This is a genomic window from Microbacterium oxydans (assembly GCF_026559675.1).
In the GTDB taxonomy this organism is placed as follows: domain Bacteria; phylum Actinomycetota; class Actinomycetes; order Actinomycetales; family Microbacteriaceae; genus Microbacterium; species Microbacterium oxydans_D.
In genome coordinates this window covers 1374721-1389930 of the sequence record NZ_CP092891.1, presented here as the reverse complement: position 1 = coordinate 1389930, position 15210 = coordinate 1374721, and the positions used below count along the sequence as shown (strand labels likewise).

12 protein-coding genes are annotated in these 15210 nt (G+C 70.1%); 5 read left to right on the top strand and 7 right to left on the bottom strand.

All coding sequences use genetic code 11. The annotated features are described in order from the left end of the window. Positions 1–11: 11 nt before the first annotated feature. From MME74_RS06585 to manA, 4 genes are all read right to left on the bottom strand, one after another. Positions 12–1394 (bottom strand): DUF5719 family protein, encoded by a 1383-nt coding sequence (locus MME74_RS06585; protein ID WP_267417944.1) that lies wholly within the window; start codon positions 1392–1394, stop codon positions 12–14. Then, positions 1391–4429: a glycosyltransferase gene (locus MME74_RS06580; protein WP_267417943.1), complete on the bottom strand. Its 3039-nt coding sequence runs from the start codon at positions 4427–4429 to the stop codon at positions 1391–1393. Before MME74_RS06580 ends, MME74_RS06585 begins: the two co-directional genes overlap by 4 nt. Before the next feature lie 119 nt (positions 4430–4548). Next, positions 4549–4869, bottom strand: coding sequence for a WhiB family transcriptional regulator (locus MME74_RS06575; protein ID WP_136043639.1), 321 nt, complete (start codon positions 4867–4869; stop codon positions 4549–4551). Positions 4870–5029: 160 nt separating this feature from the next. Further along, the gene (gene manA / locus MME74_RS06570) at positions 5030–6160 is read right to left on the bottom strand and encodes a mannose-6-phosphate isomerase, class I (protein WP_267417941.1); all 1131 of its coding nucleotides are present in this window, start codon (positions 6158–6160) and stop codon (positions 5030–5032) included. A gap of 68 nt (positions 6161–6228) precedes the next feature. On the opposite strand from manA, the gene MME74_RS06565 reads away from it, so the two are divergent. Then, a complete protein-coding gene (locus MME74_RS06565) occupies positions 6229–7644 on the top strand; it encodes an O-antigen ligase family protein (protein ID WP_267417935.1) in 1416 nt (471 codons plus the stop codon). Then, positions 7641–8939, top strand: coding sequence for an O-antigen ligase family protein (locus MME74_RS06560; protein ID WP_267417934.1), 1299 nt, complete (start codon positions 7641–7643; stop codon positions 8937–8939). Before MME74_RS06565 ends, MME74_RS06560 begins: the two co-directional genes overlap by 4 nt. Positions 8940–8979: 40 nt before the next feature. On the opposite strand, the gene galE is transcribed toward MME74_RS06560, so the two are convergent. Next, positions 8980–9969 (bottom strand): UDP-glucose 4-epimerase GalE, encoded by a 990-nt coding sequence (gene galE / locus MME74_RS06555; protein WP_267417933.1) that lies wholly within the window; start codon positions 9967–9969, stop codon positions 8980–8982. A 148-nt stretch (positions 9970–10117) separates the two neighbouring features. Between galE and MME74_RS06550 the strand changes: the two genes are divergently transcribed. From MME74_RS06550 to MME74_RS06540, 3 genes are read left to right on the top strand one after another with little or no spacing between them, the layout of a single operon-like run. Continuing rightward, positions 10118–12028: a glycosyltransferase gene (locus tag MME74_RS06550; RefSeq protein WP_267417932.1), complete on the top strand. Its 1911-nt coding sequence runs from the start codon at positions 10118–10120 to the stop codon at positions 12026–12028. After that, positions 12025–12987 carry a glycosyltransferase gene (locus MME74_RS06545; RefSeq protein ID WP_267417931.1) on the top strand — a complete coding sequence of 321 codons (963 nt, stop codon included), beginning with the start codon at positions 12025–12027 and terminating at the stop codon, positions 12985–12987. Before MME74_RS06550 ends, MME74_RS06545 begins: the two co-directional genes overlap by 4 nt. A 2-nt stretch (positions 12988–12989) precedes the next feature. Continuing rightward, positions 12990–13601, top strand: a complete 612-nt coding sequence (locus MME74_RS06540; protein ID WP_267417930.1) for a hypothetical protein — start codon at positions 12990–12992, stop codon at positions 13599–13601. 51 nt (positions 13602–13652) lie between these two features. Here the strand turns inward: MME74_RS06540 and MME74_RS06535 are convergent, their stop codons facing one another. Then, entirely contained in the window at positions 13653–14387 is a 735-nt protein-coding gene (locus MME74_RS06535; protein ID WP_267417929.1) for an ABC transporter ATP-binding protein, read from the bottom strand. Further along, positions 14387–15205 carry an ABC transporter permease gene (locus MME74_RS06530; protein WP_267417928.1) on the bottom strand — a complete coding sequence of 273 codons (819 nt, stop codon included), beginning with the start codon at positions 15203–15205 and terminating at the stop codon, positions 14387–14389. The genes MME74_RS06535 and MME74_RS06530 overlap by 1 nt, the downstream gene beginning before the upstream one ends. Between the last annotated feature and the right edge of the window lie 5 nt (positions 15206–15210).

The following is a 15210-nucleotide window of genomic DNA, read 5'->3' as shown; positions in this document are numbered from 1 at the left end:
TCCCCGCGTGGTCAGGGATAGACCGTGATCGACTTCTCGACTCCGGCGCTCGGCTGCACCGGGAGCACCGCGAGTGCGCCTGCCGCGGTCATCGTGACGGCGGCGTGCACCGCCGTCGGCGTCCGCATCCGGTACGTCGAGCCGGCTTCCAGCTCGACCCCGAGGGTCTCGCCCGCGGGGACGACGATCTCCTGCGACGGAGCTCCGTCGAGCGGTTCGATCGTCACGGCCGCCTCCTCCTCGGAGGCGTTCGCGACCTGCAGACGCGGCGCCGGCCCCGAGGGCACCGCGAACACCACGTCGTCGTCGATCTCCGGCGCGGGCGTGACCCACGCGAAGTCCGCATCGCGGCCGAACCCGTCCTGCTGACGGAGCGCGGCGAGAACAGCGGCGTCGGCTTCGACCTCGACCGTGTATCGACCCGGCGTGAGGTCGCTGAGCGCCACCTGGGACGGCAGGTCGGTCTCGAGCGGGACGGTGAACTCGTCCACCACGGACGAGGAGCCCTCCGCCAGGACCCGCACGCGCGCCTGGGCGTCGTGGCCCGCGGCGAGCAGTCGCAGCACCGCCATCTCGCCGTCATCGCCGTCGGAGGGGAACACCTCCACACCGGTGAGCACGAGCTTCTGCTGCGGACCGGGAACCGAATCCTGCAGATCGATGCCCGCGGGATCCAGCACCTGGATGAGAGAGGACTGCAGCACCGCTCTGACCGGTGCTCCGACGGCCGACACCCGGACGACGGGAGTGCTGCTGCCCGTCGCGATGGAGGTGAGCGGAAGCGCGATCTGCGTGCGCGCGGGAACCACCACGGTGCGCGCGCCCCGCGTCTCGCCGAACACGGAGAGCGCCACTGTCGACGGCACCTCGGAGGCGTTCGTGAGCGTCACGATGTCCTCGGTGCCGGTGTCGGTGCTGCCGCCGACGAGCCATGAGTCGAGGCGCGGCGTCCCGCAGGGCACCGCCGCGTACCCGGCGAGATCGTCTGCTGCCGCCGTCACGGACTCCGCACCGGCGATCAGCGGCGCCGAGCGTTCTTGGACCGTCCCGGTGAGCACCGGGACCTCGGCGGCGCCCGGCAGATCCTGGACCGACAGCCCGACGGAGGCCGGGGCACCGGACGTGCCGCCGACGGTCAGGGTGGGCGACCCAGCGGGGCTCATCGCGAGCGGATCCCCCGCATCGCGTCCGAGCGCCCGCAGGTCGCCGTTGCACACGAGCACGCTGTCGCCCGGAAGAGGGGTGACGGCGACCTGGGCGGGGTCGTGTCGGACGACCGGCCAGGGGGCGTGCACCGCGGCGGTGACGCCGACCACGCAGGCAACGATGACCGCCGCGCCGGTGACGACACGGGCACCCGTCGCAGCGACCCGGAATGCGCGCGATCCGCTCATCGGTCCTCCTTCTCCGGTGCCGTCGCCGACGTCCCGTCCTCGTCGTCCGCAGCGGGCGGCTCATCGCCGGATGCCGGGTGCTCCTCGTCCGGGGCGTCCGCCTCGGCGATCGGCGCCAGCGCCTCGTCGTCGAGCGCGGCGGCGTCCTGCGGGTCCTCGATCGTGCCGACCGGGGCCAGCTCGTCGGCGAGCTCCTCGCGGTCCTCGGCGTGCCGAGGAAGCACGAGGGGCTCATCCGGCGCGCGGCCGACGATACGGGACTGCGCACGCGCGGCCCGTCGCGACGCGCGGGTCGGGATCGAGAGCAGCAGCGCGGCGAGCACCGCCATCAGCTGCAGCGTGATCACGAGACGGGCGCTGCCCTGCTGGGTGGGCGTCAGCGTGGGCGGATCGGCGACGTCGGCCTCCAGCCGCCAGAGAGTGCCGCGATCGGTCTTGCCGGCATGCATCAGACCGGGGCGCTGATCGATCGCCGCGACCGCCGCCGTGCGGAGGGCACGAGCCTTGTCGCCCTCTCCGCTCGGCACCTGTGCGATCAGGACGTGGCTGATGCCCTTCGCCGCCAGCTCGCCGGGGGCATCGAAGTCGCGGGCGGAGAGCAGATCCACGGCGAGCGTGGAGATGTCCGTGCCCTGCGGCGTCACGGCGGTCGAGATCATGGTCGACTCCGAGCCGAGCGTCTCACTCGCACCCCAGACGACCTCGACGGCGAGACCGCCGTCGTTCTGCGGGGTGAGTACGAGCGTCGAGACCGCGCGATCGCCGGCGGCCTGCGCAGCCACGTAGGCGGGCAGCGTCGACTCCGGACCGTTCGCGAGGACCGAGCGCCCGGCATGGAAAGCGGTGAGCGCGGGAACCGCGCAGACCGCCAGTGCCACGCCGGCGACGACGGCGGTGAGGATCCTCAGGCGAGGAAGGGTGATCGCGGTGTCCAGCGTCACGAGCGCGGCTCCGACCACTCCGACCCAGGCGAGGCTGAGTCCGGCACCCGGCCAGATCGCCACCGCTGCCCCTTGGGCGAAGCTGACCGAGATGCCGACGGCGAAGAACGCGGTCGCGAGACCGGCCAGCGCCACGACGAGGAGGGTGATCCCGGCGCGCCACCGCGGGGCGACGGCGGCGCCGAGTGCCAGCAGGGCGATCGGCGCGCACAGGAGGGGCGCCCACATCCCGAACGGCTCGGACACGAACGACATCCAGCCCGCGAGATCCGTCGTCGGGAAGCCGGTGGCGAGGGCCAGCCGACCGGCGGCGTCCGCTGCGGCCTGGGGTCCGGCCCAGATCGCGCCGGGGTCGCCGAGCAGCGCCAGCGGCGTCCCGTGCGCGAGCTGCCAGAAGACCAGCGGCGCGAACAGCGCGATCGTCGGCACGGGCAGCCACAGCAGACGTCCCGCACCGCGGAACTGCGCCGTGCCGAGCACGATGCCCAGCGCCACCACCCACAGGAGGGCGAGGGCGGGAGCCAGCGAGGGCGCACAGGCGAGAACGGCCGCGAGCAGCAGCGAGGCGCTTCCGGCCGCACCCCAGGAGCGGTGGGCCACCACGGCCGTGTGGAAGAGCCAGGGAAGGAGGAGATGGACGAGGACCGCGGTCGGACGCCCGTCGACGAGAGCCGTGAGGAAGGTGGGGGCGAGAGCCCACGCGACGCCCGCGAAGATCCGCAGACCCGCACGGTCGGTCACCCTGGTCGCCGCGAACCAGCCGCCCAGCACCGCGAGCGGAAGGGCGAGGATCCACAGGAGCACCATCGCGAACGACGGGCCGGCCGGCCACAGCGAACCCAGCACGGCCACCACCGAGGCGAAGGGGTCGGCCGGGCCGATCAGGTCGATAGCCGTGCCGCGGACGCCCCAGGCCGCATCGCTCCAGAGGGCCGCGACGGTCTGCCGGAGGGGCAGGAGCGCTCCGCCGCCGAGAGCCGGCCACGCGAGGAGCGTCGTGAAGGACGCGATGCTGACGACCAGCGCGGCGAGCACGGCCCAGGCGCCTCCACCGGAGAAGAAGCGCAGCTCGCTGACGGCACCGCCCTCGCTGCCGTGACCGTCGTCCAGGCGCCGTCGAAGGTCCGATGCGCTCACCCGCAGCGGGGCGATGCTCGCCCACGTGGAGGAGCGGAACGCCCGGATGCGCGCCCGAGAGCGGGCGACGGCCCCGACGCGGAGCATCGCGGTGAGCGCTGCTCCCCATTCCGGGAGCACGGCTTCGGGACGCTTGCCGATGAGGTGCGTGATCGAGCGCCAGAGCGCGAGCGGCAGCAGGCTGAGCCAGTGGAGCGGCACGGCCGCGGCGGGTGCGTACGCCAGACGCCGGTGCAGCTGCGCGAGCCGCGTCACATAGGCGCGGCGGAACCGTCCGGACGGCAGCGCCGCGGGGCCTCCCGGAGCTGCAGAGATCCGTGCGCTCGGAGCGAGCACCACGCGACCTCCGCCGAGCCGGGCGCGCACACCGAGGTCGAGCCCTTCGTCGGCACCGGCGAGCGCCGGGTCCGGGCGGAGGGCGTCCCTGACCTCACCGCGGATAAGGATGCCGCGGATGTCGGCGCCGAGAGCGTCGTCCATGCGGTCGTGCTGCCCCTGGTCGAGTTCCCCGGCGGCCAGCTCGACGGACCGGCCGAGCGCCGTCATGCTCACTCCGAGGGAGACGATCTCGCGGTCGTTGTCGGTCGCGACGAGCTTGGGGGCGATGATCGCTGCCGAGGGAGAGCGCTCCAGCGTGCCGCGCAGGCGCTCGAGCGCCCTGGGATGCGGAGCCGTGTCCTGGGCGAGCAGCCAGATGGCGGAGCCTTCGCGCACCCGGGGCCGGGCGAGCTCGATCGCCTCGGCGAAGGAGGTCGTGGAGCGCGCCTCGATGATCCCCTCGACCGTCGCTGCCACCGCTTCGCTCTCGCGTGCGGTGGAGGCGTCGCCGCAGATGACGAGTGTCACGGCTTCGGCCGGTGCGGTCTGGGACCGCACGGCTTCGAGAGTGCGGAGGAGTTGCGCGCGGGAGGAGGATCCGGGGCGCGCGACGATGATGGCGTGAACACGGGCTGGCATGACCTCGCCAGCCTATGCGCGCCTTCGCCCCTGCCGACGCAGTGGATGCGGCGCGCCCGCGAAGCGATGCGGAGGATGCGCGACGGGGATGCGAGCTGCGTCGCCGGACCGCGAGCGGGTCAGCTGGCGCGGCGCTTGAGCTTGCGGCGCTCGCGCTCGGAGAGACCGCCCCAGATGCCGAACCGCTCATCATTGTTGAGGGCGTATTCGAGGCATTCGCTGCGGACGTCGCACGTCGTGCAGATGCGCTTGGCGTCCCTGGTCGATCCGCCCTTCTCGGGGAAGAAGGCCTCGGGGTCGGTCTGCGAGCAGAGCGCATCCGCCTGCCAGGCGAGGGCGTTGTCGTCATCGGCGGCGTCCGTGCGCCGCACCCCGGGAACACCGAGGTTGATCGGATCGACGAACCAGTTCTCCGGTACGTCGGAACGGTATCCCGTCATCTCGATCTCCAACCCTGTCTCCGCCCCCCGGCGGGCCGTGCGCATGACTAATTACACCCGTGTCATTCGCTCCGGTCAAGTCGCGGATCGTAAACCCTCAAGCGACTCTTTAAGGTTCTTGCGGATCCCTCGGCGTGTCGCGACGGGGTCGCCGCGCGGCTCAGAGCCCGGGACTCGCGACGAACGCCTCGCCCGTTCCGGACAGGGTGAGGCGGGACTCGCCGTCGCTCGCGAAGGCCACGGTGCCGACGGCGACCGCGAGCTCCTCGCCCCCGGCCGACGTCACCGTCACGTCGCCGGCGGTCGCGAGCACCATCGTCGGTCCCGACACCTCGACGGTGACGGGGGCGCCGTCGAGGGCGACACGCGAGAGGGCGAAGTCGGGCACCGGAACCGGGTACGGCGTGACGGGGTCATCGCCCGCCGGACGCTGCACCGGCACCTCGCCCGGCGTCGTGTCGAGGATCGCGAGCAACTCGTCGACGTCGATGCGCTTGGGCGTGAGTCCCCCGCGGAGCACGTTGTCGCTCGCCGCCATGATCTCGACCCCGAGACCGGACAGGTACGCGTGCAGCAGCCCGGCGCGCAGGAAGACCGCCTCGCCCCGACGCAGCACGACATGGTTCATGAGCAGGGCGACGACGACGCCGGGGTCGCCCGGATAGTTCTCCGCCACTCCCGCGATCGCCCGGAGCGTCGTGGCCCACTCCCCCGTGTCCGTCCGCCCCGACGCGTCCACGACCGCGGCGATGATGTCGTCGACCTCCTGCGGGGCCTCGCCGCCGAGCAGCCATCCGATCGTGTCCCGCAGCGCATCGCCGTCGGCGCTGAGGTGCGTCCGCAGGCGCAGGACGCCGTCGTTCCCGTCGAGCAGCTCGAGCAGCCCGAGGGTGTCGGCGACGGGGCGCAGGCCGCTCAGCGACTCGAACCGCTCGCTGAGCGCGACGATGAGCTCGGGCTTGTGGTTGTCGTCCCGATAGTTGCGTTGCGGGTCGTCCGCGGGGAGGCCGCTCTCCCGCTCCCAGCCGGCACGGGCCTGCTCGATCGTCGGGTGTACCTGGATCGAGAGCGGCCGCGCCGCGGCGAGCAGCTTCAGCAGGTACGGGAGGGTGCCACCGGTGACCTGATCGAGCGTGCCGTCTCCGGCGACGTCGGCGGGGTCGCCGGGGTGGTCTCCGAACCACACCTCCGCCTCTGGCACACCCGTGGGCGTGCGTCCTTCGAGTCCGGCGAGGAGGGTGTCGGACCCCCAGGCGTAGTCGCGGGGTGCGTTCGTGAGGCTCAGCAGCATGCCCCCAGCGTAGAGCCGCGCTGCGGCGTTCAGGGACGCGCCGAGCGGGGCGCGGTAGCCTGATCCCGATGGCCCAGTACACCAAGCACCCGGTGACAGCCCCGCCCACGGCGCCGGAGCGCGAGTCGACGGGGCACCTGCTGCTGCGCGGCTACGTGATCCTCGTGCTCGTGGTCACGTTCGCCCACACCGCGGTGTACAACCTGCTCGGCATGGAGGGCGCCGGCGTCACCCTCGCCGTCTTCACCCTCGCCACGCTCGCCATCGGCATCCCGATGCTGACGCGCAACCGGCCGCAGCCCTTCCGCTGGCGACGACTGCCGTGGACGGCACTCGGCTACACCGCACTCGCGCTCGTCTCCGTGGCCTGGTCCCAGTGGCCTGGGCCGACGCTGATCACGTGGGCGCTGCTGGCCGCCGTCACGGTCAACGGGCTGTTCATCGCCCACGTGCTCACCTGGCACGAGATCGTGCGCGCGCTCTCGTCCGCCTTCAAGTGGATCCTGGGCCTCTCGCTGGCGATCGAGCTCTGGGTGTCGCTCGTCCTGCACGGGCCGCTGCTGCCCAACTTCTTCACGCCCCCCGACGGGAAGATCGACCCGCAGTGGTACTGGGTCCGCGACAACCTGTTCGACGGCGGACGGATCCAGGGCATCGTCGGCAACGCGAACCTGCTGGCGATCATCTCCCTCTTCGCGATCATCACCTTCGGGGTGCTGTTCGCCGCTCGCGCGCGCTGGCGCACCACGCTCGCCCTCTGGATGGCCCTCGCCGCGTACTTCCTGTTCCGCACGTCGTCGGTCACCGCGCTCGCGTGCGCCGCGGCCGCCGCCGTCGTCCTCGCCGTCGCCCTCCTGATGCGCAGGGCCCGCACCCCCGGAGCGCGCACCCGCATCTACGTGATCGCCATCGGCGGCACGGTGCTCGGCGCCGGGATCGTCTGGCTGCTGCGGGACTGGCTCCTCGGTCTCGTCGGCCGTTCCTCCGATCTCACCGGCCGCTCGGACCTGATCTGGACCAAGGTCCTCGAGCGCGTGCGCGATCATCCGCTGTTCGGCAACGGCTTCTCCAGCCCGTGGATCCCGGACGACCCCGCGTTCGACGGCTGGATCGTCGACCACGGCATCAGCGTCTTCCATGCGCACAACATGTGGCTCGACGTGCTGTTCCAGCTCGGCGTGCTGGGCCTCATCCTGATGGCCGTCGCCTATCTGACACTGCTGTGGCGCTCGTGGTTCTTCGCGATCGACCGTCCGCGCTGGGACCTCGACGCCGAGCGCCCGTACTCCCCGCTCACGCTGCTGCCCAGCCTGTTCACCGTAGTCCTGCTCGTGCAGGGTCTCTCGGAGTCGACGCCGATCATGCTGTGGGGGTGGCTGCTCCTCGTGCTCCTGTCGTTCAAGCTGAAGTCCGTGCCGCTGGTCGGCGTCGGCGAGCGCGACCTCGTGTTCGAGCGCGGCGCCCGGCAACGGCGGGTGCCGTGACGTCGGCGCGTCCGCTCACCCGGCTGCTCGGGTCTGTGGAGCTCGCGCGCGCCTTCACGATCGCCGCGCTCCTCGCCGTCTTCGGGTCGTATGCGATCGAGCGCATGGCCTCGCGGGCAACCCTGGCGACCGTCATCACCGTGCTGTGCCTGCTGGGTGCCGCGATCCTCTGGGTGCGCCGCGACGAGCTCTCCCCGCTCCGGATCGCCCCCTCCTCGCTGTTCGCATTCCTGGGATGGGCGCTGGTGAGCCTGGTCTGGACGACGGACCGCTCGGACACCGTGTTCGGATGGATGGCGCTGTTCGGCTACGCCTTCCTCGCGATCACCATCGGCCACATCCGGGACACGCTGCAGACCGTCCGGGCCATCGGCGACACGCTCCGCGTGCTCCTCGCCGCCTCGCTCGGACTCGAGATCCTGTCCGGGATCCTGCTCGACCTCCCGTTCACCTTCCTCGCGATCCAGGGCAACCTCGCCGAGGGCGGGCCGGTGCAGGGCCTGTTCGGCAGCCGCAACATGCTCGGCTTCATCGCCGTGATCGCCCTCATCACGTTCGTGATCGAGTGGCGCACGCAGTCGGTGGAGCCTCCCGTCGCGGTGGGCTCCATCGCCCTCGCGGGGTCCCTGGCGTTCCTCTCCGCCTCCCCCACCGTGCTCGTGCTCGCGGTGGCCGTCGGCATCGTGACGCTCGCGCTCACGATCGTCCGTCACACCTCGCCGGAGCGTCGCAACCTCGTGCAGTGGATGCTGGGCGCCCTGGTCGCTGTGACGCTCACGATCGCCTTCGCGCTGCGCCACCAGATCATCGCGCTGCTCGATGCCGGGTCCGACTTCTCGATCCGCGCGAGTCTGTGGAACACGATCCTCGACTTCGTCGCAGTGAAGCCGATCCAGGGGTGGGGCTGGTTCGGCGACTGGGCACGGGGCGAGTACCCGTTCACCTACATCAACTTCCAGCTCGACGACCATCACCAGAGCGCGCTGAACGCGTTCTTCGACGTGCTGCTGCAGCTCGGGGCGGCCGGCCTGGTGCTGTTCCTGCTGCTCGGCGGCGTGGCGCTCATCCGCTCGTGGCTGGTCGCCAGTGTCCGCCGATCGGTGGTCTACGCGTGGACGCCCATCACCCTGGTCACGCTCGCGGTCGACTCGATGTTCGAGAGCTTCACGCTCGTCGGCGCCGGATGGTTCCTGCTGGTGCTCTGCGCGCTGCGGGCGGGTCAGTCACGGTCCTGGCGCGAGAACATCGACGCGGCGCACACGGGCGCGATCCCGACCCTCCGCCCTCAGGCGTAGCCGGCCCTCAGGGCGTAGCCGGGTCGGCGCTCCGGCGCTCTCAGTGCAGGGAACGCAGCTTCTCGGCCCAGGCGATCGCGTCGCGCACGCCGTCGTCCACCGAACGCTGGGCGCTCCACCCGAGCACCTCAGCCGCGCGGTCGACGATCGCGAATGCACCGGCCTGGTCGCCGGGACGCCGATCGGTCTCCACGACGGGGAGCGGCTCACCGGTCACCCGCTCGAACGCCGCCACGAGCTCCCGGACGGTCACACCGTCGCCGGTGCCGAGGTTGACCACCTGGTACGGCGCGTCGAGCGTCGCGACCTCGTCGAACCGCTGCACCGCCGCGACGTGCGCGAGCGCGAGATCCCAGACGTGGATGTAGTCGCGAAGGCCGGAGCCGTCGCGGGTCGCCCAGTCGGTGCCCGTGATGGTGAAGGGCTCGCCGTTCGCGCGGGCCTGCATGATCTTGCCCAGCGCGTGCGAGGGTGTCGGGTTCTGCAGACCGGTGCGCAGCCGGGGGTCGGCGCCGATCGGGTTGAAGTAGCGGAGCGCGATGGCACGGAAGTCTCCCGCGTTCGCCGCGTCGTCGAGGATCTGCTCGACCATCGCCTTGGTCGTCGCGTACGGGCTCGCCGGAGCGAGCGTGCCGTTCTCGTCGACCCCGTCACCGGTCTCGCCGGCGTACACCGAGGCGGAGGAGCTGAACACGATGCGCGGGATCCCCGCATCGCGCAGGCGCTGGAGCAGCACGATCGTCTTTCCGACATTGGCGTCGTAGTACCCGAGCGGATCGGCGACGGATTCCGGGACGACGATCCGGGCCGCGCAGTGGATCACCGCGTCGATGTCGGGGTGGTCGGCCAGCAGGCCGTCAACGACGGCGCCGTCGGCGATGTCGCCGACGTAGAGCTCACGCCCCTCGCCGAAGGCCCTCATGCCCGTGGACAGGTCGTCGAGGATGACCACGTCGATCCCGGCTTCGATGCACGCCGTCGCGACGGTTGACCCAATGTAGCCGGCGCCGCCGGTGATCAGTACCTTCATCGCGGTCAGTCTAGCCAGTCCGTCTGGAGGCCTGAAGGGAGGCTCTCCGCAGATCCAGAGGTCATCGACGGTAGGCTACTCACTGCTCGTCGAGTCCCGCGCTGTCCCCGGACAGCGGTCTGCGGCACCAACATCGGAGAACCTCCCAGTGGCCCACGTCCTTCAGAACGTCGTCTTCCCACTTGATCGCGACCCCGACCTCCTCCCGCTCTACGCCGACCCGGAGACCTGGTCCGTGATCGAGGACGAACCCGTCCGCGTCTCCAACCGCGCACACCTGGGGAACATCCTGGGCCGCCATCGTGCCCGCATCGTTGCCGGGCGTCGCGTTTCTCTGGGGACGTACTTCAACGCCTTCCCCGCGTCGTACTGGCAGCACTGGACCAGCGTGCGCCAGGTGACCCTCACGGTGCGCACCACGGGTCCGGCGACCGTCCTGGTCTACCGCTCCAACGGATCGGGCGTCCGTCAGCGGATCGCCACGCGCGAGGTGACGGGCGAGGCGTCGACGTCCTTCGATCTCGATCTCACACAGTACAGCGACGGCGGCTGGATCTGGTTCGACATCGTCGCAGACGAGAAGCCCGCCGTGCTCGAAGGCGCGGAGTGGACCACCGAGCAGGAGCCCGCGCGCACCGGGAAGGCCTCGCTCGGCATCACCACCTACAACAAGCCCGACTACTGCGTCGAGACCCTGCGCGCCCTCGCCGCGTCGCCGGATGCGCTCGAGTTCGTGGACCGCATCTTCCTCGTCGACCAGGGCACCCAGCTCGTCGCGGACCAGGAGGGCTACGCCGACGTGGCCGAGCGCCTCGGGGAGACGCTCCAAGTGATCCGTCAGGACAACCTCGGCGGCTCGGGAGGCTTCGCCCGCGCGATGCACGAGACCCTGCAGCGCCCGGAGAGCGACTTCGTGCAACTGCTCGACGACGACGTGCGGCTCGAGCCGGAGTCGCTGCGTCGATCCATCGTCTTCGGTCAGTACGCGACCAGCCCGGTCCTGGTGGGCGGGCACATGTTCGATCTCCTCGATCGTCCCAAGCTGCACGGCTGGGCCGAGGTCGTCGACGAGGGTCCGTTCATGTGGCGCAACCTCTACCAGGAGAAGATGCCGCACGACTTCGGCGTCGCGAACCTGCGGCAGTCGAGCCTCCTCCACATGCGCATGGACGCCGACTACAACGGGTGGTGGATGTGCCTCATCCCCCTCGATGCCATCCGCAAGGTGGGCCTGTCCCTTCCGGCCTTCATCAAGTGGGACGACGCAGAGTTCTGCCTCCGTGCCGGCGAGGCCGGGTTCCCGACCGTATCGATGCCGGGCGTCGCCCTCTGGCACGTGTCCTGGGTGAACAAGGACGACTCCATCGACTGGCAGGCATACTTCCATGCCCGCAACCGCATCGTCGCCGGTCTGCTGCACTCGAACGTGCCTCGCGGCGGTCGTCTCATCGTGCACAGCCGTCGGGTCGACCTGAAGCACCTCATGATGATGCAGTACTACCCGGTGGCCCTGCGAGCACAGGCTCTACGGGACGTCCTCTCCGGCCCGGATCACATGCGCCGCAATCTGGCGACCGCGATGCCCGCGGCGCGCGCCCTGGCGGGCGAGTTCCCGGAGACCGTGGTGCATCGGGACCCCACCAAGGTCCTGCACTCGCGGCGCGGCCGCCAGGTGTACAAGCAGCGGCCGAAGAACGACTTCGACAACCCGAAGGGGCTTCAGCTCCGGTGGTTCACCCTGAAGACGCTCGCCTCTCACTTCATGCACCGGCCTTCGCCGGCCAACGTCGCCCAGCCCGAGGTCGAGTTCGGCAAGGAGGACGCGCACTGGTGGCGCGTCCCGGCATTCGACAGCGCGCTGGTGAGCGCCGCCGACGGCTCCGGCAAGAACATCTACACGCGCGACCGCGCGAAGTACCGCCGGATGCTCCGCGACACCCTCCGGCTGCACGCCGAACTCCGTCGCCGCTGGCCGGAGCTGCAGAAGCAGTATCGCAACGCACTCCCCGAGCTCGTCTCCCCCCAGTCCTGGCAGCAGATCTTCGAGGAGAAGGCATGACCGCGGCGCCCGCTGCATTCGATCCCACCGCAGCGACGATCGTCATCGTCACCTTCAACCGCTCGCACCTCCTCTCCGGTCTGCTCACCAGCATCACCGCGATGGACCCGAAACCCGGCCACGTCGTGATCATCGACAACGCCTCCGCAGACGACACCACCGACGTCGTCGAGTCGTTCCGGGAGGACATCGGCACCGAGATCGTCTACCGGCGCCTGGAGACGAACACCGGCGGCTCCGGTGGCTTCAGCGAGGGCATGCGCACGGCGTACGAGCTGGGTTCCGAGTGGATCTGGATGATGGACGACGATGTGGAGGTCCTCCCCGAGGGGCTCGCCAAGATGGGCGTGTGGAGTACCCGCTTCAAGAGCATCCAGGGCCGCCGCTACGACTACGACGGCAGCGAGTTCTACTGGCAGTACCGCATCGCCGAGCGCATGGGCATCCCGATCCCGTTCGCTCCGTCCAGCTTCGACGAGTCGGGCTACAAGGAGATGAACAGCGGCTGCTTCGAGGGCATGTTCATCCACCGCTCGATCGTCCAGCAGATCGGACTCCCCGACCCGCGCTTCTTCATCTACTGGGACGACCAGATGTACGGCTGGCTGGCCTCGCGCCTGACCACGGCCGTGATCGTCGACGAGTTCGTGCTGCGACGCACGCGTGAGATCAAGCAGTGGGACATGGGCATCCGCCACATGAACGCGTCCAGCAACGCCTACCGCTACTACATCATGCGCAACCGCGGCTTCATCAAGCAGTACTACCGCGTCCACGGCGTCTACAACCCGGTGCTGTTCGGCCTCGGCACGGCGGCGACCTTCTTCAAGGAGCTCATCCGGCTCGTGTTCGTGGAGCGGACCGTGCGCGGCACCAGCAATCTGTTCCGGGGCATCCGCGACGGCGGCAAGGCCGGCCGCGACCGCACCTGGCAGCCGATGCCTCCCCTGGAGGCGTGACGATGGACGAGCAGCAGCCCGAGCTGCGCTGGGCGCCGTTGCCGCCCGCGCCGAAGAGGACAGGGCGGGTGTGGCTCATCGTGGGCCTCTCCGTCGCGGCCCTCGCGATCGTCGGCGTGCTGCTCTTCTTCCTGCTCCCGCGCGGAGATGCACCGACGCCGACCGGGAGCCCGTCGCCGACGCCCTCGACATCGGCGACCAGCACCCCGACTCCGACGCCCACGGCGACGCCGACTCCGACGCCGTCCGGTTCTCCCGCACCGACGCGGACACCGATGGTGACTCCCCCGCCGGCTGCCGACCCGAGCGTCGAGACGTTCCGTGGACAGGTGAGCGGATGGCTGAACACCGCTCCCCGCGGCCTGGACATCATCTCCGGCGCCAGCGACCAGGACGCGCTGCCGGTGGTCGACTCGCTCCAGCAGGACGCGCAGCGGCTGTCGGACGCCCAGGCCCCGTCATCGATCGATCAGAAGTGGCGCGACGGCGTCTCGGCGTACGCGAAGACGCTCGCACAGCTGCGCACCGCGATCACGAGCGGCTCCGGTGTCCCCGGTGCTGTCGATGCCGCGCGCACGTCCGTCCAGAACCTGCGGAGCCTGGTCGGACTCTGAGTCGACCCACGGAGCCCCCACCGGCGTCCGAGACGTGACGGGGCCGAGAGGCTAGACGGCGTGGTCGGCGTTGTAGCGGTCGAGCACCTCGGCGATCGGCGCGTCGAGCGCGAGGGCACCCTTGTCCAGATAGAGCCCCCGGGTGCAGAACCGTCGCAGGTCACGCTCGTTGTGGCTCACGAAGAACAGCGTCCGCCCTTCGGCGAGCAGCTCGTCGATCCGCTTGTAGCACTTGTCGCGGAAGGCTTTGTCGCCGACCGCGAGCACTTCGTCGACCAGCAGGATCGGCTCATCGAGCTGCGACACCACCGAGAAGGCGAGACGCACCTTCATACCGTTGGAGAGGTGCTTGTAAGGCGTCTCCTCGAAGCCCGCGAGCTCGGCGAAGGCGATGATGTCGTCGTAGCGCCGGGAGACCTCGTCTCGCGACATCCCGTGCAGGCCCGCGGTGAGCCGCACGTTCTCGCGCACGGTGAGGTCGCCGACGAACCCCCCGGTGATCTCGATCAGCGGGGCCACACCGCCGTTCACCGAGACGGTCCCCTCGTCGGGGAGCAGCACCTTGGCGACGAGGCGGAGGAGCGTGGACTTGCCCTGACCGTTGCGTCCGACGACGCCGATCGACTCCCCCGGCTGCACGGTGAAGGAGACGTCGCGCAGTGCCCAGAACTCGCCCGGTCGCGAACGACGGGACGCGCCCGCGAACAGATCCTTGAGACTGCGACGTCCCCGCTTGTTGCGGCGGAAATGGACGCCGAGCCCCTGCACCTCGATGGCCGCCGACATCACAGCTCCTTCAGCACGGGTCGTTCCAGCTTCCGGAACGTCCAGATGCCCAGGGCGAGGATCAGGAGGGTCATCACGACGCTGATCACGAGCGTGAAGGGGTTCCACTGGTCGGGGAAGAACGGCATCCGGTAGAGCATGAAGATGCCGGCGAGAGGGTTGAACGCACCGAGCGTCTGGAAGACTCCGGGGAGGTCCGTCACGTTGTAGATGATCGGCGTCGCGTAGAACATCGCTCGGAGGATGAGCGCCGTGGTCCGCTCCAGGTCGACGTACATCACGCACAGCGGCGCGACGAGGAGACCGAGCCCCACGAGGAGCACCGTCTGCAGCAGCATCGCGACGGGCATCCAGAGGACGCCCCAACCCACCTGCACGACCTCGTCGGGGTTCGACTCGATGAGGAGGTTGACCACGATGAACAGCACGAGCACGGGCAGGGAGAAGAGGTACTCCATACCCTTGCTCAGCACGATCCGGTTCACCCAGATCGATCGCGGGATCGCCGTGGAGCGTACGAGACGTGCATCCTTCTTGAAGGCTCGCGTGAAGTCCGACACCGAGGCGTTGAACCACACCCAGGGCAGCAGCGCGCTGATCAGGAAGATGATGTACGGCGACTCGCCCACATCGCGATGGAAGATCTGCGTGAAGACGAACCAGTAGATCGCGCTCATGACGAGCGGATCGAGGACCGACCACAGGTAGCCGAGGAAGCTCGTCGAGTACCGGACCTTCAGGTCGCGGGCAGAGAGCAGCCACAGCGAATGCAGATATCGCCGGGGCGTCCCGGGCGCCCCGACAGCAGCGTGACTCACGATGT

Excerpts from the sequence above, each read along its gene's own strand:
- MME74_RS06535 (WP_267417929.1), bottom strand. The coding sequence starts at position 14,387 with ATGTCGGCGGCCATCGAGGTGCAGGGGCTCGGCGTCCATTTCCGCCGC.
- manA (WP_267417941.1), bottom strand. The coding sequence starts at position 6,160 with ATGCTGCTGAGCCTCACGAACGCACCCCGCGACTACGCCTGGGGGTCC.
- MME74_RS06580 (WP_267417943.1), bottom strand. The coding sequence starts at position 4,429 with ATGCCAGCCCGTGTTCACGCCATCATCGTCGCGCGCCCCGGATCCTCC.
- MME74_RS06585 (WP_267417944.1), bottom strand. The coding sequence starts at position 1,394 with ATGAGCGGATCGCGCGCATTCCGGGTCGCTGCGACGGGTGCCCGTGTC.
- MME74_RS06575 (WP_136043639.1), bottom strand. The coding sequence starts at position 4,869 with ATGACGGGATACCGTTCCGACGTACCGGAGAACTGGTTCGTCGATCCG.
- galE (WP_267417933.1), bottom strand. The coding sequence starts at position 9,969 with ATGAAGGTACTGATCACCGGCGGCGCCGGCTACATTGGGTCAACCGTC.
- MME74_RS06540 (WP_267417930.1), top strand. The coding sequence starts at position 12,990 with ATGGACGAGCAGCAGCCCGAGCTGCGCTGGGCGCCGTTGCCGCCCGCG.
- MME74_RS06565 (WP_267417935.1), top strand. The coding sequence starts at position 6,229 with ATGGCCCAGTACACCAAGCACCCGGTGACAGCCCCGCCCACGGCGCCG.
- MME74_RS06545 (WP_267417931.1), top strand. The coding sequence starts at position 12,025 with ATGACCGCGGCGCCCGCTGCATTCGATCCCACCGCAGCGACGATCGTC.